25 protein-coding genes are annotated in these 23,173 nt (G+C 65.6%); 18 read left to right on the plus strand and 7 right to left on the minus strand.

The annotated features are described in order from the left end of the window. Positions 1–9: 9 nt before the first annotated feature. From QRM96_RS00795 to QRM96_RS00805, 3 genes are read left to right on the plus strand one after another with little or no spacing between them, the layout of a single operon-like run. Complete coding sequence (locus tag QRM96_RS00795) at positions 10–369, plus strand: TraR/DksA family transcriptional regulator (protein ID WP_018761482.1); 360 nt, start codon at positions 10–12, stop codon at positions 367–369. After that, positions 366–893 (plus strand): DNA alkylation repair protein, encoded by a 528-nt coding sequence (locus tag QRM96_RS00800; RefSeq protein WP_018761481.1) that lies wholly within the window; start codon positions 366–368, stop codon positions 891–893. Before QRM96_RS00795 ends, QRM96_RS00800 begins: the two co-directional genes overlap by 4 nt. A 24-nt stretch (positions 894–917) precedes the next feature. Further along, positions 918–1,364, plus strand: a complete 447-nt coding sequence (locus tag QRM96_RS00805) for a DUF1810 domain-containing protein (RefSeq protein WP_018761480.1) — start codon at positions 918–920, stop codon at positions 1,362–1,364. Between the two features lie 33 nt (positions 1,365–1,397). Here QRM96_RS00805 and QRM96_RS00810 read toward each other — a convergent pair whose 3' ends face one another. Together QRM96_RS00810 and QRM96_RS00815 are read right to left on the minus strand one after the other, a co-directional pair. Then, complete coding sequence (locus QRM96_RS00810) at positions 1,398–2,291, minus strand: glucose 1-dehydrogenase (RefSeq protein WP_018761479.1); 894 nt, start codon at positions 2,289–2,291, stop codon at positions 1,398–1,400. Positions 2,292–2,435: 144 nt separating this feature from the next. Continuing rightward, positions 2,436–2,939: a metallophosphoesterase family protein gene (locus QRM96_RS00815; RefSeq protein WP_018761477.1), complete on the minus strand. Its 504-nt coding sequence runs from the start codon at positions 2,937–2,939 to the stop codon at positions 2,436–2,438. Positions 2,940–3,013: 74 nt separating this feature from the next. On the opposite strand from QRM96_RS00815, the gene QRM96_RS00820 reads away from it, so the two are divergent. Together QRM96_RS00820 and QRM96_RS00825 are read left to right on the plus strand one after the other, a co-directional pair. Continuing rightward, a complete protein-coding gene (locus tag QRM96_RS00820; RefSeq protein ID WP_018761476.1) occupies positions 3,014–3,205 on the plus strand; it encodes a DUF1918 domain-containing protein in 192 nt (63 codons plus the stop codon). Positions 3,206–3,237: 32 nt separating this feature from the next. Next, a complete protein-coding gene (locus QRM96_RS00825) occupies positions 3,238–3,753 on the plus strand; it encodes an NUDIX domain-containing protein (protein WP_285317984.1) in 516 nt (171 codons plus the stop codon). 21 nt (positions 3,754–3,774) lie between these two features. Here the strand turns inward: QRM96_RS00825 and QRM96_RS00830 are convergent, their stop codons facing one another. Continuing rightward, positions 3,775–4,452, minus strand: a complete 678-nt coding sequence (locus tag QRM96_RS00830) for an endonuclease/exonuclease/phosphatase family protein (RefSeq protein WP_018761474.1) — start codon at positions 4,450–4,452, stop codon at positions 3,775–3,777. A gap of 157 nt (positions 4,453–4,609) precedes the next feature. Here QRM96_RS00830 and QRM96_RS00835 point away from each other — a divergent pair, with 157 nt between their 5' ends. The 4 genes from QRM96_RS00835 to QRM96_RS00850 all read left to right on the plus strand — a co-directional run bounded on the left by QRM96_RS00835 (position 4,610) and on the right by QRM96_RS00850 (position 8,608). Further along, the gene (locus QRM96_RS00835) at positions 4,610–5,413 is read left to right on the plus strand and encodes a thioesterase family protein (RefSeq protein ID WP_285317986.1); all 804 of its coding nucleotides are present in this window, start codon (positions 4,610–4,612) and stop codon (positions 5,411–5,413) included. A 107-nt stretch (positions 5,414–5,520) separates the two neighbouring features. Beyond that, positions 5,521–6,063 carry a PadR family transcriptional regulator gene (locus tag QRM96_RS00840; RefSeq protein WP_018761472.1) on the plus strand — a complete coding sequence of 181 codons (543 nt, stop codon included), beginning with the start codon at positions 5,521–5,523 and terminating at the stop codon, positions 6,061–6,063. A gap of 47 nt (positions 6,064–6,110) precedes the next feature. Next, positions 6,111–7,781 carry an ABC1 kinase family protein gene (locus tag QRM96_RS00845; RefSeq protein WP_285318358.1) on the plus strand — a complete coding sequence of 557 codons (1,671 nt, stop codon included), beginning with the start codon at positions 6,111–6,113 and terminating at the stop codon, positions 7,779–7,781. A 77-nt stretch (positions 7,782–7,858) separates the two neighbouring features. Beyond that, positions 7,859–8,608, plus strand: a complete 750-nt coding sequence (locus tag QRM96_RS00850; RefSeq protein ID WP_285317988.1) for a lipoate--protein ligase family protein — start codon at positions 7,859–7,861, stop codon at positions 8,606–8,608. Between the two features lie 44 nt (positions 8,609–8,652). Here the strand turns inward: QRM96_RS00850 and QRM96_RS00855 are convergent, their stop codons facing one another. Continuing rightward, positions 8,653–8,910 carry a mycoredoxin gene (locus tag QRM96_RS00855; RefSeq protein ID WP_018761469.1) on the minus strand — a complete coding sequence of 86 codons (258 nt, stop codon included), beginning with the start codon at positions 8,908–8,910 and terminating at the stop codon, positions 8,653–8,655. A 131-nt stretch (positions 8,911–9,041) separates the two neighbouring features. Here QRM96_RS00855 and QRM96_RS00860 point away from each other — a divergent pair, with 131 nt between their 5' ends. Next, complete coding sequence (locus QRM96_RS00860) at positions 9,042–9,803, plus strand: SOS response-associated peptidase (RefSeq protein WP_285317990.1); 762 nt, start codon at positions 9,042–9,044, stop codon at positions 9,801–9,803. 27 nt (positions 9,804–9,830) lie between these two features. On the opposite strand, the gene QRM96_RS00865 is transcribed toward QRM96_RS00860, so the two are convergent. Next, a complete protein-coding gene (locus QRM96_RS00865; RefSeq protein WP_018761467.1) occupies positions 9,831–10,253 on the minus strand; it encodes a VOC family protein in 423 nt (140 codons plus the stop codon). Between the two features lie 16 nt (positions 10,254–10,269). Between QRM96_RS00865 and QRM96_RS00870 the strand changes: the two genes are divergently transcribed. Continuing rightward, on the plus strand, positions 10,270–10,593 hold the full coding sequence (locus tag QRM96_RS00870) for a chorismate mutase (protein ID WP_285317992.1): 324 nt from the start codon (positions 10,270–10,272) through the stop codon (positions 10,591–10,593). A gap of 8 nt (positions 10,594–10,601) precedes the next feature. On the opposite strand, the gene QRM96_RS00875 is transcribed toward QRM96_RS00870, so the two are convergent. After that, positions 10,602–10,991, minus strand: coding sequence for a hypothetical protein (locus QRM96_RS00875; protein ID WP_018761465.1), 390 nt, complete (start codon positions 10,989–10,991; stop codon positions 10,602–10,604). A gap of 132 nt (positions 10,992–11,123) precedes the next feature. On the opposite strand from QRM96_RS00875, the gene QRM96_RS00880 reads away from it, so the two are divergent. From QRM96_RS00880 to pdxS, 6 genes are all read left to right on the plus strand, one after another. After that, positions 11,124–11,447, plus strand: coding sequence for a DUF6504 family protein (locus QRM96_RS00880; protein WP_285317993.1), 324 nt, complete (start codon positions 11,124–11,126; stop codon positions 11,445–11,447). Next, positions 11,444–14,935 (plus strand): DNA polymerase III subunit alpha, encoded by a 3,492-nt coding sequence (locus QRM96_RS00885; RefSeq protein ID WP_285317994.1) that lies wholly within the window; start codon positions 11,444–11,446, stop codon positions 14,933–14,935. The genes QRM96_RS00880 and QRM96_RS00885 overlap by 4 nt, the downstream gene beginning before the upstream one ends. Before the next feature lie 126 nt (positions 14,936–15,061). After that, positions 15,062–17,071 (plus strand): threonine--tRNA ligase, encoded by a 2,010-nt coding sequence (gene thrS, locus QRM96_RS00890; protein WP_285317995.1) that lies wholly within the window; start codon positions 15,062–15,064, stop codon positions 17,069–17,071. An 18-nt stretch (positions 17,072–17,089) separates the two neighbouring features. Next, positions 17,090–17,677, plus strand: coding sequence for an HIT family protein (locus QRM96_RS00895; RefSeq protein ID WP_109044526.1), 588 nt, complete (start codon positions 17,090–17,092; stop codon positions 17,675–17,677). Next, positions 17,667–18,290 carry a phosphatidylinositol phosphate synthase gene (pgsA, locus tag QRM96_RS00900; protein ID WP_133831607.1) on the plus strand — a complete coding sequence of 208 codons (624 nt, stop codon included), beginning with the start codon at positions 17,667–17,669 and terminating at the stop codon, positions 18,288–18,290. The genes QRM96_RS00895 and pgsA overlap by 11 nt, the downstream gene beginning before the upstream one ends. Positions 18,291–18,427: 137 nt before the next feature. Further along, on the plus strand, positions 18,428–19,354 hold the full coding sequence (pdxS, locus tag QRM96_RS00905; RefSeq protein WP_026264497.1) for a pyridoxal 5'-phosphate synthase lyase subunit PdxS: 927 nt from the start codon (positions 18,428–18,430) through the stop codon (positions 19,352–19,354). 263 nt (positions 19,355–19,617) lie between these two features. Here pdxS and QRM96_RS00910 read toward each other — a convergent pair whose 3' ends face one another. Beyond that, positions 19,618–21,630: a M3 family metallopeptidase gene (locus tag QRM96_RS00910; RefSeq protein WP_285317997.1), complete on the minus strand. Its 2,013-nt coding sequence runs from the start codon at positions 21,628–21,630 to the stop codon at positions 19,618–19,620. 163 nt (positions 21,631–21,793) lie between these two features. Between QRM96_RS00910 and QRM96_RS00915 the strand changes: the two genes are divergently transcribed. Then, entirely contained in the window at positions 21,794–23,155 is a 1,362-nt protein-coding gene (locus QRM96_RS00915; RefSeq protein WP_285317999.1) for a ferredoxin reductase family protein, read from the plus strand. The last annotated feature ends 18 nt before the right edge of the window (positions 23,156–23,173 follow it).

Genomic DNA, 23,173 nt, shown 5'->3' on the forward strand with positions numbered 1-23,173 from the left:
GCTTTCCGCATGCCAGATTTCGAACGGTTCAGGGTGCTGCTCGAAGAGGAACGGGCCCGGAGGTTGGCCCTGTTGCCGGCGCTGCGGGCTGATATCGACGCGGCCAACGCGGCCCGGCAGGACTCCAACGTCGATGACGAACACGATCCCGAGGGCGCCACGATCGCCTTCGAACTGTCGCAGGCGTCGGCATTGTTGAAGCAGAGTTCAGCCGGGCTGGACCAGGTGGAGGCAGCCCTGGAGCGGCTGGCCAACGGCACATATGGAACCTGTGCGGTCTGCGGCGAGCCCATCGCGGCCGGCAGACTCGAGGCGCGGCCTTGGACCCCATTCTGTATCCTTCATGCCTCTGCGGGGCGGGGGCGGTGACCGAGGTGCCCGACGTCGCGGCTGCTGCTGAATTTATCGACCGGACCCTTCAGAACGAGGGTGCCTGGTATCGGGCCGACGAGGTGGGCTACCGGCTGGGCGGAGCCCTGGCCTCCTACGGGTCTTCGATCGGCGCAGTCCGCGGCACAGTCCGGGACGCCCTTCGGAAGTTCAAGGACATGGGCCATGACACCACGGTCATGCTGGCCTCCGCCCTGTGGGGCCAGCCGAAACCAGGCTCGCAGCCGGTCTTCGAACGCCGGCTGGCCGCCGTTGTCCTGCTGCAAACAAAGGTGCAGGTGCTGCGGCATTCGGACCTCACCCGGCTGGAGGGCTTTCTCCGCTCGGCCCAGGCGGCAGAGCTGGCCGGGCCTTTGGTCTCCGACGTCCTGGTGCCCTTGCTGGCCGGCTTGGACCACCGAGACCGCCAGCGGGCCGCGGCTGTCCTGGCGCGCTGGCGCGAAGACCCTGAATCCCAACTCCAAACGGCAGCACGCCTCCTGGAGAAAGAGTTGACACAATGACCTGCAGGCCACAGAGGAGAGCCCATGAGTGAAGCGTTTGACCTGGAACGATTCGTCGCCGCCCAAGACAGTGGGGGAACCTACCGAAGCGCGCTTGGCGAACTGCAGCTCGGCAACAAGACCGGGCACTGGATGTGGTTCATTTTCCCCCAAGTTGCCGGGCTGGGGCAGAGCGCCACCTCGCGGACTTACGCCATCTCGTCCCTGGCAGAGGCACGGGCCTACCTGGACCACCCCGTCCTGGGCCCGCGCCTTCTTGAGTGTGCCTTGGCTCTCACCACGCATTCCGGCCGTTCGGCGTCGGACATCCTTGGCGGAATCGATACGCAGAAGCTCCGTTCGTCCATGACACTGTTTCTCCGGGCCGCGCCCGGAGAAACAGTGTTCAAGACGGTCCTGGCCCAATTTTTTGATGGCGAGCCGGATCCTGCCACGGATGAGCTCCTGGCCGGCCAGGAGGCCGCCGAATAACCGGAGGGCCCGCCGTGTTGGGCGGCCGGGAGCCTAGGGCGTGGGGCTGCCGCCGTTGACATTCAGCGTCTCGCCGACCACGTAGCTGGACTCGGGTGAGGCCAGGAAGACGTAGGCGGGGGCCAGTTCAGCGGGCTGGCCGGCGCGGCCCAGGGGAGTGGATTGGCCGAACTCGGGCAATTCTTCCTTGGGCTGGCCGCTGCTGACCTGCAGCGGAGTCCAGATGGGCCCGGGCGCCACCGCGTTGACCCGGATTCCCTTGGGCGCAAGCTGTTGAGCCAGGCCCTTGGTGAAGTTGTTGATGCTGGCCTTGGTGGTGGCATAGTCCACCAGGGTCGGCGACGGGTTGTAGGCCTGGATGGACGTGGTGTTGATGATGGTGGAGCCGGCGGGCATGTGCGGCACGGCAGCCTTCGTGACCCAGAACATGGCGTAGACGTTGGTCTTGAGCGTGTGGTCGAACTGCTCATCCGATATGTCCTGCAGATCCTCCTGTGCAACCTGCTTTCCGGCGTTGTTGACCAGGACGTCAACCCCGCCCAGCACTGCCACGGCAGTATCCACCAGTTCGCGGCACGCTGCGGAATCCTTCAGGTCGCCCGGCACCTTGACCGCCTTCCGGCCTGCGGCCTCAATGATCCCGGCGATGCGCGCGGCGTCTTCCTCTTCCTGCGGCAAGTAGGAAAGGACGACGTCGGCGCCTTCCCTGGCGAAGGCGATGGCCGTCGCGGCGCCGATCCCGGAGTCCGCGCCGGTAACGATGGCCCGGCGGCCTTCCAGCCGGCCGGTGCCGCGGTAGGTTTCCTCACCCAGGTCGGCCTTGGGCTCCAGGTCGGCGTCCAGGCCCGGTTCGGGCTGGTGCTGCTTGGGCGGGGAGATCTTTTCGTAGGCGGTCACGGGATTGCGGAAGGTGTACTGGTCAGTCATGGTGGTCCTCCTGTTCGGGTGGGACGCGGGCCCATTGGCGGCCCGGGACATGAAGCAGCCGGCAATTGCGGAAAGGGTAGCCAACAAAAACTAAGCTTGCTTACTGTTCCAGCCTAGGCAATTCCGGCCGCCGTGCCAAGCGGCTCACCGCGGGACCTCCACCAGCCGGACCCCGGCAAGGGCGCCATCGTCGAGTACCGCCTCCATATAGGTGCAAACCGGCTGGCGCCGGCGGTCCGTAGGCGACCCGGGGTTCAGCAGCCGAAGCCCGCGCGGTGACACCGTGTCCCAGGGGATGTGGCTGTGGCCGAAGACCAGCACATCGGCGTCCGGGTACAGCGCTTCGCACCGGAGCTCGCGTCCTGTGGCCGGCCCGGTCTCATGGACCATGGCAAAGCGGACCCCATCCAGGGCGGCAGTTGCCGTTTCCGGCAGGCGCCGGCGCAGTTCGGGACCGTCGTTGTTGCCGTAGACGGCCAGCAGCCGCTTGCTCCGGCGTTCGAATTCGTCCAGCAGGGCTGCCTCCACCCAGTCGCCGGCGTGGAAAACCACATCGGCATTTTCGACGGCGGACCACACCTGCCCCGGCAGGTCCCTGGCGCGTTTTGGTACATGGGTGTCGGCGAGCAGGACGAGGTTCAGCGGCATACCGGAAATCCTGCCATGCGGCACTGTTCCGGTGCGCCCGCGGGTCGTACCCTTGGGCCGTGGAGGTGATTGCCATGGAGGCAGCCCAAGGCGACCGGATCGTGGTGCGCGGCAGGAACGTGGGGTCCGCGGACCGGCACGGGGTGATCCTGGAGGTGCGCGGCCAAGGCGGCGGCCCGCCCTACCTGGTCCGGTTCGACGACGGCCACGAAACAGTCATGTACCCGGGCGGTGATTTCGCCGTCGACCACGGGCAGGGCACCTGACGTCCCGCCGCTTCACCTGTCAAACTGGGGCAATGGACCATTACCCGCCCTCCAGCCTGTCCTCCACTCCGCCGCCGCGGACCGGCCCCCGCGATCCGGGCGACGCCTGGGTGGAAGGTGACCGCGGCCGGTTCTGGGGCAGGTTCGGAGCGGCCGGGGTCCTGGCCTGGGATCCCGCCAGGGGAGTCCTGCTGCAGCACCGCGCGGTATGGAGTCACAACGGCGGAACCTGGGGCCTGCCCGGCGGGGCCCTGCACCAGGGCGAAGAACCGGTTGACGGCGCCCTCCGGGAGGCCTACGAGGAAGCGTCGGTTCCGCCCGGCAACGTCGACGTTCTCTTTACCTCCGTGCTGGACCATGGCTACTGGTCCTACACCACCGTGGTGGTTCGTGTACGGGAGTCCTTTGAGCCGGTCATCAGCGATCCGGAGAGCATTGCCCTGCTCTGGGTTCCGGTGGCTGAGGTCCACGGCATGGAACTCCACCCCGGTTTCGCAGCAGCCTGGCCGGACCTGATGGCACAACTGGACGCCGGGGAGTCCTGGTAATTGGCGGCGTTGCGGCCGGGCCTAGTAGCCTTCGCCGTACTCGGCTGTCACCAGGATGGGCAGGTGGTCTGAATTGCCGCGCGGAAGGGTTTCCACGCTGGCGATATCCAGCCCCAGGGAGGTGGCGAAGTCGAAATGGCCCTTGAAAACCTTGTACCGGGTGTAGGTGCGCCGGTTGCTCAAGGAGAGGGCATAGCCGGAGTTCTTCATGTGCATATCCAGGTTCTTGGTGAAGAACGGATAATTGAAGTCGCCCACCATCAGCGTCATCAGGCCTTTGCCCATGCTGAGCAGTTCCGCGTGGGCCGCGTGGATCTGCTTTCGCCGCAATGAGTTCGACGCCGTCAGGGGTGCTGCGTGGAACGAGCCGATCACCAGTTCGTGTTCCGTCTGGTTGTCCATGACCCGCGTGCCGATCAGCCGCTCATGGGCCGGTGCAAGGACCCTGTCGTGCATCGATTTCTTCAACGCGAAGGACTGCGTGTCCAGGGCCGTGAACCTGCTGGTCCGGTAGTAGATGGCCAGGCCCAGCCTGTTGCCCTTGGTGGCATCCGCCAGATGGAGGGGGCCCAGGGTCTCCGGGAGGTCGCTGGAATCCACCTCCTGGAGGCACAGCGCATCGACGTCGTGATTCCGTGCCAGGGCGAGAAGTTCGCCGCTTGCGGCATGCTTGCGGAGGTTGTAGCTGATGACGCGCATGAAACACCTCTTTTGAGGGTTGCTGACAGGACCAGTTCCTGAGTGTAGTCCGCTTGGCTGTGGTACCCGCCAACATTTCGTTGCCTGCCGCGTCGCGGCGCACTCACTGGCGATAGGGTTAGTGGCAATTCACTGAACTTTGCTTAAGGGGCCAGCTTTGACTGCAGACCTGCCTGAACTCGCCGAGGGCAACTTCTATTACCAGGAACTGGGCGGGGGCCGGTTCCGGTCAACCATCCATGCCCAGGGTGCCTGGAACACCCACGAGCAGCACATGGCGCCGGCCTCGGGCCTGATGGCTGACCTCCTGGAACGGCACAAGCCGCGCGACGACATGCGGATGGCCCGGATCAGCTACGAGATCCTGGGACTGATCCCCGGTGGCGACTTCCGGATCGAGACCACCACGCTGCGGCCCGGCAGGACCATTGAACTTGTGCAGGCCGAACTGGTGGCCGGCGGCCGGACCGCCATCCGTGCCACGGCGTGGCGCATGCTGACCAGCGACACCAGCCCCATAGCGGAGGTCGAAGACCCGGCCATTCCGGGCCCGGACGAATGCAAGCCGTATGACGGCTCGGCCGTGTGGCCGGGAGGCTACATCCGTTCCCTGGAAATGCGGGTGGCTGAGGGGCACCGCCCCGGCGCCGGGAAAGTGTGGCTCCGCACCGGACACCCGCTGACCGACCGGGCCGACAGTGGCGACCTGGCGCGGCTGATGGGAATGGTGGACACGGCCAACGGAATCGCCGCCAGGGTCCCGCCCGGCAAGGACAGCTATGCCTTCCCCAACCTGGACCTGCAGATCCACATGTACCGCCGGCCGCAAGGGGAGTGGCTGGGGCTGGACAACGCCGTTTCCTTCGGCTCGGACGGGATTGGGCTGACGTCCACGGTGCTGCACGACCGGCAGGGACCTTTCGGCCGGGCGGAGCAAATCCTCACCTTGCGCAGGACCTGACGCCGCCTGGGCCTTTCCGGCCCCGGAAACCGGCCGTCCGGCTATGGTGCCGGAATGTATCGCTGAGTATCGTTGTGTATCGTTCGCGATTGACGAAGGAGTGCATCATGCGTGGTTCAAACCCTGCAGGCGGGTTCGGCGGGAACAACCTGGACGGAATGTGGCAAGCGGTCGAAGAGTTTCGCTCCAGGTTCGAGAAACGGGCTGGAACCCGGGCCGGGAAAGGCGAGGTCCGGGCGGCGATTCTGGCGCTGCTCGCTGAGCAGCCCATGCACGGTTACCAGGTCATCCACGAGATTGAGGAGCGCAGCGGCGGCAGCTGGAAGCCGAGCGCAGGGTCCGTCTACCCCACCTTGCAGCTCCTGGCAGACGAAGGGTCCATCAGGGCCGAGGAATCCAACGGCAGGAAGATCTACTCGCTGACCGATGCGGGCCGCGAAGAGGCGGCTGACTTGCACGGGTCCGCGCCCTGGGATCCCGCGGCCGCCACCTTCGGAACCGGCGGCGCCTCCCTTCCGAAGGCCGGGATTGAGCTGGCCCAGGCCGCGGCGCAGGTGGGCAGGACCGGTTCACCGGACCAGGTGCAGCAGGCAGTGGCGGTGCTCGACGAGGCCCGCCGGCGGCTGTACGCCATCCTCGCGCAGGACTGACCCGGGTGGCGCTGACCGTACGGGACCGGGCCGACCCGGCGTCGCCCATGCGGGAACACCGCGGCCGGTACCGGCGGATCCTCCGGTTTGCCGCCTGGCATCTTGCCACCACGTGGTGGTTCGAACTGCTGCTGCCCAGGGTGGGGCTGGGCAGCATCTCCACGCGGACACGGTCCCGACGGATGCAGAACTTTGCCCGCCGGTTCCACGACCTGGCCATCGACCTCGGCGGCCTGATGATCAAGGTGGGGCAATTCCTGTCCTCCCGGCTCGACGTTCTCCCGCCCGAAATCACCAAAGAACTCGAAGGGCTTCAGGACGAGGTGCCGCCCGTGGCCTTCCCGCTGATCGCCGCCCTGGCAGAGCGTGAACTGGGTGCCCCCGTGGGCCGGGTCTACGCCAGCGTGGACGAATCCGCGATTGCGGCCGCCTCCCTGGGCCAGGCCCACCGCGCCCGCCTGAATCTCCTGGACGCCGAAGATACGGGCCTGGACGCCGTCGTCATGAAGGTACAGCGTCCGGGCATCGGCGCGATCGTCGACGTCGACCTCGCCGCCCTTCGGAAGGTGGCCGGTTGGCTCAGCCATGTCCGCCTCGTCTCCCGCCGCGCGGACATGCCGGCGCTGGTGGAGGAATTCGCCCAGATCAGCCTGCAGGAGATTGACTACCTGCACGAGGCCGTCAACGCCGAACGCTTCGCCGCAGACTTTGCCGGCGACGCCAGGGTCGCAGTGCCGGAAGTCGTCTGGGAGCGCACCACCCGCCGCGTACTCACGCTCGAGGACGTCACGGCCATCAAAATCACCGATGCGGGAGCGCTCCGGACCGCCGGCATCGATCCCGCCGCGGTGGCCCCCGTTTTCGCGTCCATCATGTTCGACCAGCTCTTCACCAACGGGTTCTTCCATGCCGACCCGCATCCGGGCAACATCTTCGTCACGCCTGTCCCTGCAGGGACGGGGGGACCTGGCTGGAAGCTGACGTTCATCGACTTCGGCATGATGGGGGAGGTCACGGCTTCCACTCGCAGCGGCCTGCGGAAGCTCCTGATCGCTGCGGCCGCGCGCGACGGCAAGGGACTCGTGGCGGCGATCAACGACGTCGGCGTGCTGATGCCGTCGGCGGACAGCGCAGGACTGGAACGGGCCATGACCCAGCTTTTCGCCCGCTTCGGCGGCATGGGCTTTGCCGAACTCCGCGAGGTGGACCCCCGCGAGTTCCGCGACTTCGCGGTGGAATTCGGTGACGTGGTCCGCTCGCTGCCATTCCAGCTGCCGGAGAACTTCCTCCTGATCATCCGCGCCATGTCCCTGACGTCAGGGGTATGCAGCGCCCTGGATGAGCGCTTCAACCTCTGGGACTCAGTGGAACCCTACGCCGCGCAGCTGCTGCGGAACGAACGCGGCAACGTGGTCCAGGACGTGGCCCGGCAGGCCCTCGATGCCGCCGCTACCGCCTTCCGCCTGCCCGGCAGGCTGGACGCCCTGGCCGGCCGGCTCGAGGAAGGATCGCTTGAGGTCGCAGTCCCGCGGCTGGAGCGGCAGGCTGCCCGGCTGGAAAGGGCGGCGCGGCGCTCCGGTTCGGCCCTGGTGTTCGGTGCGCTGCTGGTGGCGGGCGCCATCGTCCGCTCTGACGACCTGGTTTTCGGCAACGTCCTGATGGCCGTTTCTGCCGTTCCCTTGATGCACGCAGTGTGGGCAGGGCGCCGGGGCCGTTAAGGCCCGTGCCGTCGTCGGGCGTAACCTAAGGGAGGCCTGTCCGCCGGCGGCCATCGACCCCAGGGAGTTCAGCAACAATGCACCACACCGGTACCGACGCCCGCCCGCTGACTGTGGTGCGGCAGGACGTGTCCCTCGGCGCGGGACGTGACCTCGAATTCGGGCTGGAGCTGCTGGCCAGGGCCAGGTCAGGCAGCCTCGGTCCCACCCTGCGCCTGTACCGGCCCGCTCCCACCGTCGCCTTCGGGCAACGGGACACCCGGTTGCCCGGATTTGATGCGGCCGCACGGGCCTGCCTGGCCAACGGATTTGAGCCCTTGGTCCGCAGGGCCGGGGGACGGGCCGCCGCCTACCACCAGGGGACCTTGGTGGTGGACCACATCGAACCGGACGCCGACGCAGTAGCCGGGTCCAAAGCCCGGTTCGCCTATTTCGGTGAGCTCTTTGCCCAGGCTCTGCGAAGCGTCGGGGTCCAGGCCGCGGTAGGGGAAATTCCCGGCGAATACTGCCCCGGCGAGTTCAGTGTGCACGGAACCGATGCGGCCGACAGCTCCCGCCGCGTGAAGCTGGTCGGCACCGCCCAACGGGTGGTTTCCGGTGGCTGGCTGTTCAGCTCGGTGATTTTGGTGGAGGATTCAGGCCCGATCCGGAAGGTGCTCACGGACAGCTATGCCGCCCTCGGCCTGGACTGGGACCCGTCCACGGCCGGCGCCGCCGACGACCTGGTACCCGGGCTGGATGTGGCGGCCGTGGAGCATGCCCTCCTGGAAACGTATGCGGGCCACGCCGCCCTGGAAACTGCTTCCTTCAGCAGCCTGGGGGCGTGACCCGCATCGGTTTCTTCGGCGCGAAGCCGGCTGTCTCCTGCCGCTTAGGCAGCGAGCCTGCTCTGGACCTCAGCAGCTGACGGGTTGGTGGCAGCGGAACCGTCCGGGAACAGGACGGTGGGAACGGTGCGGTTGCCGCCATTCAGCTTCTCCACGAGTTCGGCGGTGCCGTCCACCTCTTCGATGTTGATTTCCGTGTAGCCGATGCCCTTTGCGTCCAGCTGCTTCTTCAGCCGGTTGCAGTAGCCGCACCAAGTAGTGGAAAACATGGTGATGGTGCCGGATTCGGGAGTGAAGTCCACGCGGATCTCCTAAACGTCGCTTGAAAGGTTTCCTTACGGTCAACGGTAGCGTGGCCGCCGGTATTCCCGGACTTTCCGGGGCGGCGGGGCGGCTGCATGACAGTATGTGGCGACGGTGGCATGCTGGTCCCATGTGTGGACGCTACGTAATGGCACGCGCCGTGGGGGACCTGCTGGCCGAGTTCGACGCCGAGTTGGAGGAGGAGGTCAGCATCCCGCCGTCGTGGAACGTAGCGCCAACGGACGCCGTCCCCATCGTCCTGGAGCGGCTGGTGGAGGATGCTGCAGGGGCCCGGCAGGTACGGCAGTTGCATGTGGCCCGCTGGGGCCTGGTCCCGTCCTGGGCCAAGGATCCCGGGATCGGGTCGCGCATGATCAACGCCCGCAGCGAATCGGTGCTGGAGAAGCCTGCGTTCAGGAAGGCCGTGAAGTCACGCCGCTGCGCCGTCCCCGCCGACGGGTACTACGAATGGAAGCAAGGGCCCGGGAAGTCCAAGCAGCCCTATTATGTGCACCCCGGTGAGGACCACGGGCTGGTATTCGCCGGCCTTTACGAGTGGTGGAAGGACCCGTCCATTCCGGAAGGGGAACCAGGGCGCTGGCTGCTGTCCACTTCCATCCTCACGGCGGACACCCCACCGCCCGGGACTGAATCCACCATCTTCGGGAAGCTGACGGAACTGCACGACCGCGTGCCCCTGCCCATGGACAAGGCCACCACGCAGGCTTGGCTGGACCCGCAGGCTGACGACGCAGCCGCCCTTGTGGACCTGGTGCGGGCCGGGGTCAAGGAAGCTGCCGCCGACTGGCACGTGGAGTCCGTGGGCAAGGACGTGGGGAACGTCCGCAACAACGGACCGGACCTGATCCGCCCTGTGGAGTTACTGTTCTAGCAGCCACTGCCCAGGGTGCGGACGCCGTCACACGGTGACCGTGCCGGCGTCGTCCACGGTCCACGTGGGGTTGTAGGCGACTTCCCAGCGGAAGCCGTCAGGATCCGCGAAGTACCCCGTGTAGCCGCCCCAGGGCTGGGTAACGGGTTCGGCGATGATGGCTGCCCCCGCCGCTGCGGCCTCTTCCATGACCCGGTCCACGTCCCCGGCGCTGGCCAGGTTATGGCTGAGGGTGATGCAGGGAACCCCGTCCGGCGGGCTGACGCCTGCCTCCGCCTGCATCTGCCGGGCGTCCCAGAGGGAGAGCACCAGTCCGTGGTTCACCTGGATGAACAGCACCTCCCCGGCAACCTCGCGGTGGACCGGCCAGCCGAGGCCGTCGATGTAGAAGGCCCGCGACCGGTCAACGCTGCGGACGCCGAGGGAGATAAAGTCGACTCTTGGCTCCATGCTTCGATACTGTCAGATGATGGCGACAATTCAAGGAAACGATCGGGATGCCCAGGCCGACAGGGAACAGCTCGCAGCTGTCCGGGTTGCCGTCGATGAGGTGGATGACCAGATTGTTGCCCTCATCGCCCGCCGCGAGCGGCTGATCCGGATCGCCGGCACCCTGAAAGGCGACGACGCCGAGGTGCGGGCCCCCGGCCGGGTGGAGCGGATCATCGAGCACGTCCGGGCCGCGGCAGAGAAAAAAGACATTGACCCGGACATCGTCGAGTCAACCTACCGGGCCATGATCTCCGCGTTCATTGAACTCGAACTGAAGATCCATAAGGAAAACAGCTAAGGAAACCCCTACAGGGTTTCCTCTACCGGAACCCCATGCTGGAACTCCCGCCCGTCCGCCTCGCTGAAGGCTGACAGGACGTGTCCTTTCCCGAGCCCGTTCAAGGCCGTGGCGGGAAAGCTCCCGGTAATGGTGTTTTCCGAGTGGGATACGCCGGACAGGTCGTAATCTTCTTCGATTCCCTGGTCCCGGTTGAACGCGTAGCAGGCAATGGCCTCACCGTTCATGAATTCAATGCAAAGCCGCCGCTGCGTTGAATAGTCCGGCGTGGCTCCCATCAAGCCCACCACGTAGGCGCCGGACTCCGGAATGGCGCCATCGATATCGAACGTGGCCACCAGGGTGGAGTCCTGGGTCTTGATGCTTGCCTGCTTCAGGAGTGCGTCATCGGTACTCATGCCATCATCCTGCTCCCTGCCGCACGGTCCGTCCACCCCCGCCTATGTTTTGCCGGCTCCCCGGCGTAGACTTGATTTATTCGAACACATATTCGAATGGAGCATTTGGGAAGAACCGTCCGGGAGGCGCGCATGGGCATGTTCAGCGAGTCCATAGACGTGGCATGTTCCCCCTCCGGGCAGCCTGAATCGTTAACGTGGGCAGGCAGGGACTATCTCGTCTGCGCCGACCCCGTCCGGTGGTATGAACGCCGCCAGTGGTGGGCTGAAGACGCCAGGGCTCCCCTGGGGAGCGGCCCTGGCGTGGTGGACCACGAAATCTGGCGAATCCAGGTGCTTCCCGCTGCTGGGAACAATGCTTCAGAACCCCTGACCCTCGACCTCACCCGGCATGTTGGCAGCGGCCGGTGGCGGCTGCTGCAGATCCATGACGCCCTTCGCCCCAGAACAGCATGAGCTTCACCCACCTTCACGTTTCCACAGCATTCAGCGCCCATTACGGCGTCTCCTGGCCGGAGGAACTTGCACAGGCCGCCGCAAGCGACGGCGCCACTGCCCTGGCATGCACCGACCGGGACGGCCTGTATGGCACCATCAAGCACCTCAAAGCCTGCATGGCTGCAGGCATCGACCCCATCGTGGGGGTGGACCTTGCGGTCTTCGACGACGACGGGGACCACCGCACGCAGGTAGCCGGGCGGGTGGTGGTGCTCGCCCGCGGGCACAACAATGGCGCGGGTTATCGTGCTCTATGCCGGCTGGTTTCCGATGCCCACGCCCGGACCTCCGGGAAGGCCGGGGGAACAGTGCCGGTAGCGATCACCCGCGCCGAATTGGCCTCCCGGACCCTCGACCCGGCAACGCTCAAACCGGTGCTGACCGTGCTGATTGGACCGGATTCCGACGTCGGCAAGGCCATGGGAGGCAGGCGGTACCTCCGTCCCCGAACCCTTTTCAAACAATGGCTGGATGCCATGCCCGCGGGAACCGTCGTTGCAGAAATCGTCTCCCAGCTCAGCGCGCCCGGCTTCCCCCTCAGCACTGCCCATGCAGTCCGCATGCTCCGGCTCGCCGAAGAACACCACGTCCCCGCCATCCTCAGCAACGCGGTGCGGTATTGCGCTGCGGACGGGGCGCCAACCGCGGATGTCCTTGACTCTGCCCGGACGCTGAAGTCCCTGCCGGAGCTGGCAGGGGAACCGCTGCTCCAGCCCACAGGCCAGGGGTGGCTGAAAACCGCGGAACAGATGCTCGGCCTGGGAAAGGAAATCATTACCGCAGCAGGGTATGGGGCCGCTGACCTCAAGCAACTGATGGCCCAAACCGAGGCGCTCGCCGACCTCTGCCGGATGGACCCCACCTCGGACATGGGATGGAAGCAGCCCGTGGTGCCGGAGGCATCAGTCATTGGCATTACCCGGGATCCGCATATGGAACTCATCCAGCGGTGCCATGCCGGAATTGGCAGGCGGTTCCCGGGGATCGGCGGACACGACGAAAAAACGATGCTGGCTCGGCTTGAGCATGAGCTGGGGATCATCCGGAACCTGGGGTTCTCGTCCTACTTCCTGACTGTGGCAGAGGTATCCCGGATGATCCAGGACATGGGAGTCAGGGCGGCAGCCCGTGGGTCCGGGGCGTCCAGCCTGGTCAATTATTTGATCGAGGTAAGCCACGTAAATCCGCTGCAGCACGATCTCATCTTTGAACGGTTCCTCTCCAACGACCGTGCCACCCTGCCGGACATCGACATCGACGTTGAAAGCGCTGAACGCCACAACGTCTACCGCCAAATCTTCGAACGCTTCGGCTCAGAGCGCGTCACCCTGATGAGCATGCAAAACGGCTACCGGGCCCGCGGGGCAGTGCGCGACGCCGGGATGGCGTTGGGGATGGACGATGACGAGGTGGGGGAGATTGCCAAGCAGTTGTGGCGGTTCTCGGCCAGGAAATTCCGCGAAGCGCTGCAGGAAAAACCCGAACTCAAGGAGTTCGCCGGCCGGGTGGAGCACAAAGACGCCGACGGAAACCAGCAGCTGGACCTTCTGGTCGACCTGACGGAGCGGCTGGACCGGCTGCCCCGGCATATCTCGATGCACCCCTGCGGTGTCATCCTGGGAGACGCCACGCTCCTGGACCGCACCCCTGTCCAGCCCAGCGGCCTGGGCCTGCCCATGAGCCAGTTCGATAAACACGACATGGACCCCATGGGAATGCTCAAACTCGATGTCCTCGGCGTCAGGATGCAGAGCGCCATGGCCTTCGCGGTCCGGGAAGTGATCCGCCTGCACCCTTCCAAGGCCGAGGTGGTGGCTGCTGGCCGCCACCCGGCAGGTCCGGATGGCAGGGGACCTGACTACATCGCCGCTGACGGCCGGATCGACCTCAACGCCGTCCCCCTCGATGACGAACCGACCTATGAGCTGATCCGCAGCACCCACACCCTCGGGTGTTTCCAGATCGAATCCCCGGGCCAGCGGGAACTGATTGGAAAGCTGGCACCCCGGGAGTTCAACGACCTCATTATCGACATCTCCTTGTTCCGGCCGGGACCCATGAAATCGGACATGGTCCGTCCCTTCCTGGAACACCGCCATGGGTTCGCCCCGGAGGTGTATCCGCACCCGGACCTCAAGCCCGTTCTCCAGGAAACCCATGGAGTGACGGTCTTCCATGAGCAGATCCTCAAGACGTTCAATGTCATGACCGGTTGTGGGCTGGCCCGCGCGGACGAATTCAGGCGCGCCTTGGGCAACGAAGCGCTGGAGACTGCGGTGGAGGAATTCTTCCGCCGCGAAGCCCGTGCCCGCAATTACGCTCCTGACGTGGTGGACAAGGTCTGGGGAACCCTCAAGGCCTTTGGCAGCTTTGGTTTCTGCAAGGCCCACGGTGCCGCTTTTGCCGTGCCCACCTACCAGTCTGCCTGGCTCAAGGCCCACCATCCGGAAGCGTTCCTCGCCGGGCTCTGGGAGCATGACCCGGGAATGTATCCCAAGCGGCTGCTGGTAGCCGAAGCCCGGCGTCTTGGCATCCCCATCCTGCCCCTGGACATCAACCGCAGCCAGGCGGAGTACCGGGTGGAACGGGTGGAGGAAGGCAAGGACCAGGGAAAATTGGGTATCCGATTGAGCCTGAACGGTATTTACGGGCTCTCAGCGACGGAATTGAAGCGGATTGTCGCCGGACAGCCCTACGACTCTTTGGCGGACCTCAGGGCGCGCTCGCGGCTCAGCAAGCCCAGCATCCGGCGCCTGGCGCAGCTGGGCGCCTTCGATTCACTGCACCGTGAAGCGGGAGGCCACGCAAACCGGGCCGATCTTGTGCAACACCTCCAACAACTCCAAGCAGGCAAAGGGGCACGGAAGGGAGTTGAAGTCCTTGAAGGGCAACTTTCCCTGCCCTTGGGGGATGTTGAACTGCGAAATATCAAACCCGGACTCCCGGCACCCACCCTGGTGGAGAATGTCAGGGCCGAACTCGATCTCATGGCCGTCGATGTCAGCAGCCACCTGATGGACAGCCACCGGCCGTTACTGGACAAGCTTGGCGTCACCACTGCTGACTCACTCCTCAGCCTGCGCAACGGCACCGAGGTCCTGGTGGCCGGTGTGCGGGTGGCCACCCAGACCCCTCCCATGCGCGGCGGAAGGCGGGTTGTGTTCATCAGCATCGACGACGGTACAGGCTGCGTGGACTCAGTCTTCTTCCATGAGGCCCAGGAGAGTGCAGGGCCCCTCCTTTTTGGCACCCGTTTGCTGTTGATCCGGGGCACCACCAGAAGGACCGGACCCCGGGGCATCAGCCTGAGCGCGAGCATGGCCTGGGACCTGGCCAGGACCGCGACTTTGCCGTTCCTGGAATCAACACCGCATCCGGACTCTGACGGTCCACATCCCCTTGACGGCATCAGCAGGGCACTGGCCATCACCGGTTTCAGCGGCTGAACCAAGCCCCGGGCACCACCCGCCGCGTTGGTCGGCCCCAGTCGGAACCTATAGCATTGACGATGGCTGGCTGTGGTCCCCGTATGCCACAAGCTATGAAGCCTGAACTTTGAATAGGAGACACCCGTGTCAGATGCCCAGCAGATCACCCTTCTCGTCGATGGCGAAGAGACCAAGGTGACTACCGGGACAACCGGTGCGGAACTCTTCTTTGAGCGCCGTGACGTTGTTGTAGCCCGCGTCAACGGCGAATTGAAGGACCTTGACCAGGAACTTCCCGAGGGCGCCGAAGTGGAGGGCGTCACCATCGATTCCCCCGACGGCCTGAACGTCCTGCGCCACTCCACTGCCCACGTGATGGCGCAGGCAGTGCAGCAGCTGCGTCCCGACGCCAAGCTTGGCATCGGCCCCTACATCACCGACGGTTTCTACTTCGATTTCGACGTGGCCGAGCCTTTCACCCCTGAGGACCTCAAGACCCTCGAAAAGATGATGCTCAAAATCGTCAACCAGAACCAGAAATTCGTCCGCCGCGTGGTCAGCGAGGACGAGGCCCGCGAGGCCATGAAGGACGAGCCCTACAAGCTTGAACTGCTGGGCAAGAAGGACGGCGCTGCCGAGGCCGGGGAGGGCGTTAACGTCGAGGTCGGCGCCGGTGACATCACCATTTACGACAACGTGGAGCGCAAGGAAGGCACCACTGTCTGGTGCGACCTCTGCCGTGGCCCGCACTTGCCCAACACCAAGCTCATCTCCAACGCCTTCGCGCTGACCCGGTCCTCGTCTGCCTACTGGCTGGGCAACCAGAAGAACCAGCAGCTGCAGCGCATCTATGGAACCGCCTGGCCCACCAAGGACGCGCTGAAGGCCTACCAGGAGCGCATTGCCGAGGCCGAACGCCGCGACCACCGCAAGCTCGGCTCCGAACTTGACCTCTTCTCCTTCCCGGACGAGCTTGGCTCCGGCCTGCCGGTGTTCCACCCCAAGGGCGGCATTATCCGCAAGGAGATGGAGGATTACTCCCGCCAGCGCCACGTCGAGGCCGGCTACGAGTTCGTCTACACCCCGCACATCACCAAGGGCCACCTGTACGAAGTCTCCGGGCACCTGGACTGGTACAAGGACGGCATGTTCCCCGCCATGCACGTGGACGCCGAACTCAATGAGGACGGCACCGTGCGCAAGCCCGGCCAGGATTACTACCTGAAGCCGATGAACTGCCCCATGCACAACCTCATCTTCCGCGCCCGCGGCCGGTCCTACCGCGAACTGCCCCTTCGACTGTTCGAATTCGGTTCGGTGTACCGGTACGAGAAGTCCGGCGTGGTGCATGGCCTGACCCGCGTCCGCGGCATGACACAGGACGACGCCCACATCTATTGCACCCGCGAGCAGATGAAGGACGAGCTCACCAAGACCCTGACCTTCGTCCTGGACCTGCTCAAGGACTACGGACTGAACGACTTCTACCTGGAACTGTCCACCAAGGACCCGGAGAAGTACGTGGGCGACGACGCCACCTGGGAGGAAGCCACCAGGACCCTCGCCGAGGTGGCACAGGAGTCCGGGCTGGAACTGGTGCCGGACCTGGGCGGAGCCGCGTTCTACGGACCCAAGATCTCCGTGCAGGCCAAGGACGCGCTCGGCCGGACCTGGCAGATGTCCACCATCCAGTTGGACTTCAACCTGCCCGAACGGTTCGAACTCGAGTTCCAGGCCGCGGACGGAACCCGCCAGCGCCCCGTGATGATCCACCGTGCGCTGTTTGGATCCGTGGAGCGCTTCATGGGCGTCCTGACCGAGCACTACGCCGGCGCGTTCCCCGCCTGGCTGGCCCCGGTCCAAGTGGTGGGCATCCCCGTGGCGGAGGCCTTCAACGAGTACATGTTCGACGTCGTCGACGAGCTTAAAGCGGCGGGAATCCGCGCCGAGGTGGACACCTCCTCGGACCGGTTCCCCAAGAAGATCCGCACTGCCAGCAAGGACAAGATTCCATTCGTGCTCATCGCCGGCGGCGACGACGCGGAGGCAGGAGCCGTGTCCTTCCGCTTCCGCGACGGCAGCCAGGACAACGGCGTGCCCGTGGCCGAAGCGGTCAAGCGGATCACCGAAGCCGTCCGCAACCGGACCAGCTAGCCGAACGGAAGCAGCAGAGTGCAGGAGAACACAGGCGCAGGGTATCCAGGTGATGCCGGCGTTACCGACGATTTCGACCTCGCCGGTGTCCCGGACGCCTTCCAGCGCCTGTGGACTCCGCACCGCATGGCCTACATCAAGGGCGGCCAGCACCAGTTCAAGAACGAAGACGATTGCCCGTTCTGCACAGGGCCCGCCCGCACAGACGAAGAAGCGCTGATCGTCTACCGGGGCAGGACCTGTTACGTGGTGCTGAACCTGTTTCCCTACAACCCCGGCCACCTTCTGGTGTGCCCCTACCGGCATATCCCGGACTACACGGACCTGACCCGTGAGGAAACAGCCGAATTCGCCGAGCTCACCCAGACGGCCATGCGGGTCCTGCGCAAAGTATCCAATCCAGGGGGCTTCAACCTTGGCATGAACCAGGGCGTTGTCGGCGGAGCAGGCATTTCCGCCCACCTGCACCAGCACATCGTTCCGCGCTGGGGCGGGGACGGCAACTTCTTCCCGATCATTGCCCAGACCAAGGCCATCACCCAGACCCTCGACGAGGTCCGTCAACAAGTGGCCCAGGCCTGGCCCGGGGAGTCGGATGCTGAATAGGCACGCCCGCGGATTCTTCACCGCACTGTTCACCCCGCTGGCCCGTTGGCTGCTTCGGATGGGCGTGTCCCCGGACGCGGTCACCATTGCGGGAACCCTCGGTGTGGCCGTGGGGGCTTTGGTGTTCTACCCGCTGGGCCAGCTCTTCTGGGGAACGCTTTTTATCACGGCCTTCATCTTTTCCGACGTCCTGGACGGCATCATGGCCCGGATGCAGGACGTGAAGAGCCGCTGGGGCAACTTCCTTGACTCCACCCTGGACCGCGTCGCCGATGGCGCGCTCTTTGCCGGGGTAGCCGTCTGGTTCTACACCGGCGGCAGCAATGTCATCATCGCCACGGCAGCTTTGGTTTGCCTTGTCCTGGGCATGGTTGTCTCGTACGCCCGGGCCAAGGCCGAGTCGTTGGGGTTCACCGCCAATGTGGGGATCGCGGAGCGGGCTGAACGCTTGGTGTCCGTCCTGGTGGTGACCGGCCTCACGGGGTTGGGCCTGCCCTCGGTGGTGCTCCTGGCGACACTGGTCCTCTTGGCGGCGGCAAGCCTTGTGACGGTGGTCCAGCGCATCACTTCCGTGCGCCGGCAGGCGTTGGCGGAGCCCACGCCCGCGGATTAGACATGATTAAGCCTGCCGTGCGGAGGGGGACTAGTATATAAGTGCCCGGTCAAGCGACCCGGCAATCCGTGCGTGCACCTCCGGCAGCTGCCGCCGCATGCCCGGCGAAGATCATCTGTCTACCCATAGGGGTTTTTGTGTCTACACCTGATGTAAGCAACGAGGCCGGTTCGTCCGCGAACAGCGTCACGGGCAGCAGCCGCGTGAAGCGCGGCATGGCCGAGATGCTCAAGGGCGGCGTCATCATGGACGTCGTCAACGTCGAGCAGGCCCGCATCGCCGAAGACGCCGGTGCCGTGGCAGTCATGGCGCTGGAGCGTGTTCCGGCCGATATCCGCGCCCAGGGCGGCGTGTCCCGCATGTCCGATCCCGACATGATCGACCAGATCATTGACGCCGTGTCCATCCCGGTCATGGCCAAGGCCCGCATCGGCCACTTCGTCGAGGCCCAGGTCCTGCAGTCCCTCGGTGTGGACTACATCGACGAGTCCGAGGTCCTGACCCCGGCCGACTACGTCAACCACATCGACAAGTGGAACTTCAAGGTTCCCTTCGTCTGCGGTGCCACCAACCTCGGTGAGGCCCTGCGCCGCATCAACGAGGGCGCGGCCATGATCCGCTCCAAGGGCGAGGCCGGCACCGGCGACGTCTCCAACGCCACCGGCCACATGCGCAAGATCCGCTCCGAGATCGCCAAGCTCGCCGCCCTCCCCGAAGACGAGCTCTACGTCGCGGCCAAGGAACTGCAGGCACCGTACGAACTGGTCAAGGAAGTTGCCGCTGCCGGCAAGCTGCCCGTCGTGCTGTTCACCGCCGGCGGCATCGCCACCCCGGCTGACGCCGCCATGATGATGCAGCTCGGCGCCGACGGCGTGTTCGTCGGCTCCGGCATCTTCAAGTCCGGCAACCCGGCCCAGCGCGCCGCCGCCGTCGTCAAGGCCACCACCTTCTTCGATGACCCCGACGTCATCGCCAAGGCCTCCCGCGGCCTGGGCGAAGCCATGGTGGGCATCAACGTCGACGAAATCCCCCAGCCGCACCGCCTGGCCGAACGCGGCTGGTAAGTCGCTTCCGCGCCCGGTGGGCGCTGATCCTCGGCGTGCTATTCCCCGCCTTCCGCTGCCGCCATTTTTTGGTGGTGGCTGGGGGCGGGGCCCCTTTTACGCACGCTGCCGGATCAGCACCCACCGTCGTGCTTTTCTTTATAGTACGACGCCGGTTCCTCACCTCTCTTGGTGGGGGACCGGCGTCGTTCTTTTGCATCGATTGCTCCGTACTTGTCGTTTTGGGGGCTCTAAACGACGCTTACTGGGCAATCGATGCGGCGTTACTCCAGGCCGCGGCGCTTGAGCAGCGGATCCAGCCGGGCGTCCCGGCCGCGGAAGGCCCGGAAGGACTCCAGCGGGTCGCGGCTGTTGCCGCGGGAGAGCAGTTCGGTGCGGAAGAAGTCCCCGTTGGCCCGGGACAGGCCGCCGTTCTCCTTAAACCACTCGACGGTCTCGGCGTCGAGCACCTCGCTCCAGATGTAGGAGTAATAACCTGCCGCGTAGCCCGCCCCCGCGAAGATGTGCTGGAAGTACCCGGTCCGGTACCGCGGCGGAATCAGGCGGTGTCCGACTCCGGCCGCTGCAAGGGCCTTCGCCTCAAAGGCAAGTGCGTCATCAGGGATATCTCCCGGCTCCAGCACGTGCCAGGCGAGGTCGAGAAGTGCCGCGCCGAGGTACTCCGTGGTGGCGAAACCTTCTCCCCACAACCGCGATTCGTCCAGCCGCTCCACGACGGCCCGGGGCAACGGCTCCCCGGTGACGTGATGGCGGGCGTAGTTGGACAGCACGTCGGGCCACATGATCCACATTTCGTTGACCTGGGATGGGTACTCAACAAAATCCCGCGGCACGGACGTCCCGGCGAAGCGCGGATAGGTGACCGCTGACAACAGGCCATGGAGTGCGTGGCCGAATTCGTGGAACAAGGTGCGCAGCTCATCCAGGGTCAACAGCGTGGGTTCACCGGCCGCCGGTTTGGAAATATTGAGGGTGTTGATCACCACGGGCCTGGACTCCAGCAGCGCCGACTGTTCAACGAGCGAGTTCATCCATGCCCCGCCGCGCTTGGTTTCGCGGGCGAAGTAGTCACCGAGGAACAGGCCCAGGCCGGCGCCGTCTTCATCGCGGACCTCCCAGATCCGTACGTCCGGGTGGTAGCCCTGGAGGTCGGTCCGCTCGTGGAACGTGATCCCGTACAGTGCTGTGGCGGCGAAGAAGACGCCGTCCGTGATGGCCCGGTCCAGTTCGAAGTACGGGCGTAGGGCCTGTTCGTCGACGTCGTACTTGTCCCGCCGCACCATGGCCGAATAGAAAGCCCAGTCCCAGGGTTCCAGGGGGTGGCCGGCAATTTCCGCCAGGGCTGCCGCCTCGGCGTCGGCATTGCGGACGGCAGCCGGGGCCATCCGGTTCAGCATGGTGTGGACCGCCTGGAAGTCAGGCGCCGTTTGCCGGTCCGCCACGAGCTCGGCGTAATTGGCGAAGCCCAACAGCCGGGCTTTCTCGGCCCGCAGGCCGGCCGTGGACCGGGCCAGGTCCAGGACGTCCAGGCTGCTGCCATCGCTTCCCCGCGCCACCGATGCTTCGAACAGGCGGCGCCGGACATCCCGGTCCTGCAGCGCCGCCAGGGCCGGCTGGTTGCTGGGTTGGATCAGGGTCAGCAGGAACTTCCCCTCGTGCCCAGCGGTGCGGGCGGCCTCGGCGGCGCTGGCGACATCGTCCGCCGGCAGGCCCGCCAGGTCGCTGGCATCATCGAGCAACAGGGCGGCCGATTTCATCCCTTCCTTCACCCGCTGCCCGAATTCGGTGCCCAGCCGGGCCAGCTCGGCGTTGATGGCCCGCAGGTGTTCCTGGCCGGCGTCGTCCAGCTGGATGCCGGACTGGCGGAACTCCTTGAGGTATTCCTCCACCAGCCGGCCTGATTCGGCGTCGAGGCGGTCGGTGTCGATCGCGGAAAACCTGTCGAACAAGGCCCGATTGAGATATATCTCGTCCTGGTGGGCTGAAAGGAGCGGCGACAGTTCCGTTTCCAGTTCCCTGATCCGCGGCGAGGCGTCGGCGGAAACCAGCGTGAAGAAGGCAGCTGCCGCCCGGTTCAGCAGTTGCCCCGAGCGCTCCATGGCAAGTGCAGTATTTTCGAAGGTCGGGGCCTCTTCAGAGTCTGTGATGGCGTTGATCTCGCGCACGTGTTCCGCCAACCCTGCCCTGACGGCCTCCCCGTAGTGCTCAGCGGTGAGGACTGCAAAGGGCGGCAGGCCATACGGCAAGGGACTCGGGGTCAACAGCGGGTTCGTCATGGGGTAAACCTTTCACAGCAGGCCACGCTTCTCAATTATCCGAAAAGGCGGCTGCGGCGCGTGGCCCTCCCTAGAATTGCGAGTGCGTGCCACGAACGGCCCGCACTTTGCGTGTCCTTTGCCTGGATCCGCAGCAGGTTGCCACCACGAAGGGATCCGGCCAATGACCAAGCCTGCCAAGAGGCCACGGGCCGCCATCCTGGGAATGCCCCTCCGCTGGATGGGTCCCGGGGCGGTGCTGGTGTTGGCAGTGGCGTACGCCTTGTTCTGGTACGCGGTGCGTCCGGCGGGGGAACCTGTCCTTGGCTACGTGGGTCAGCTTTTCGGCGGGGAGTCGGTCCTGCTGTACTCGATCGCCCTGGTCCTGGTCAGCACGCTCCCGCACGTCGAACCGATTTTTGGCGGAATTGACCACGCGGCCATCTGGCACCGGAGGGCGGCCATCACGGCAACTGTCCTGTTGCTGCCGCACATTGAATTTGCGGCCAGCCCCGAGGCCACGAGCCTGGGCAAAACGCTGGCCGTGGTGGCCATCTGCGGCCTTATTGCGCTGGTGGTGTGGGCTGTCCTCCCGCGGTGGCGGACCATGCTTCCGGCGTCCGCCCGCCGCGTCGTCATCGCCTCGCTGCAAACCCGGGCCTTCCAACTGGCAGGCCGCGTGCTCGGTGGCTATGAACGCTGGCGCGGCTTCCACCGGCTGACCGGACTGTTCGTGGCTGCCGGATTCCTGCACGGCCTGCTGGATGCCAGCGCCTTCGAGGCGGCCCCCGCGTTGCGGTGGAGCTACGTGGCCATCGGGGCGACGGGTCTGGCGTTCTATGCCTATCGGGAGCTGCTTTCCCGCCACTTCCTGCCGCACCACGATTACCAGGTATCGGGCGTCCGGACGGTCGCTGCGGACCTGGTGGAGGTGGCCCTCCGTCCCCTGGGCCGCCCCCTGGGTTTCAAACCCGGGCAGTTTGCCATGATCTACCTGGAAACGGCAGAAGGCTGGCAGCGGCATCCATTTTCCATTTCCGGGCCCGCGGGCGAGGGCGGCATCAGCATCACGGTGAAGGCTCTGGGGGACCACACCACCAGGCTTCCGGACGTCATCCAGCCGGGGATGCCGGCGGTGGTCGGCGGCCCCTACGGACGTTTCGACCGGCACCGCGGCACATTTGACCAGGTCTGGATCGCCGGCGGCGTGGGCATCACGCCGTTCCTCAGCTGGCTCCGGTCACTCGACGGGGAACTGCATGAAAACGTCCATTTCTTCGTCACGTCGGCGGGACCCTCCCCGTTCGCCGACGAGATCGCCGCCGTCGCCAGGAACCATCCGCGGCTTATGGTCCACATGGTGGACACCGCGGCGGACGGCCGCCTGACCCCTGAGTCGGTCCTGGAAGCCGTGGGCACCGAACCGCGCAGGCTGTCGGTGTTCATGGGCGGCCCGGACACCATGCTGCGCCAGTTCCGGAAGGCCTTCCGGGCAGCCGGAGTCCGCCGGGCCAACATCCACCGCGAGTATTTCCAATGGCGCTAGGCGGCGGCGCCCGCGTGC

This window comes from Pseudarthrobacter sp. lyk4-40-TYG-27, assembly GCF_030209295.1.
Classification (GTDB): Bacteria; Actinomycetota; Actinomycetes; order Actinomycetales; family Micrococcaceae; genus Arthrobacter.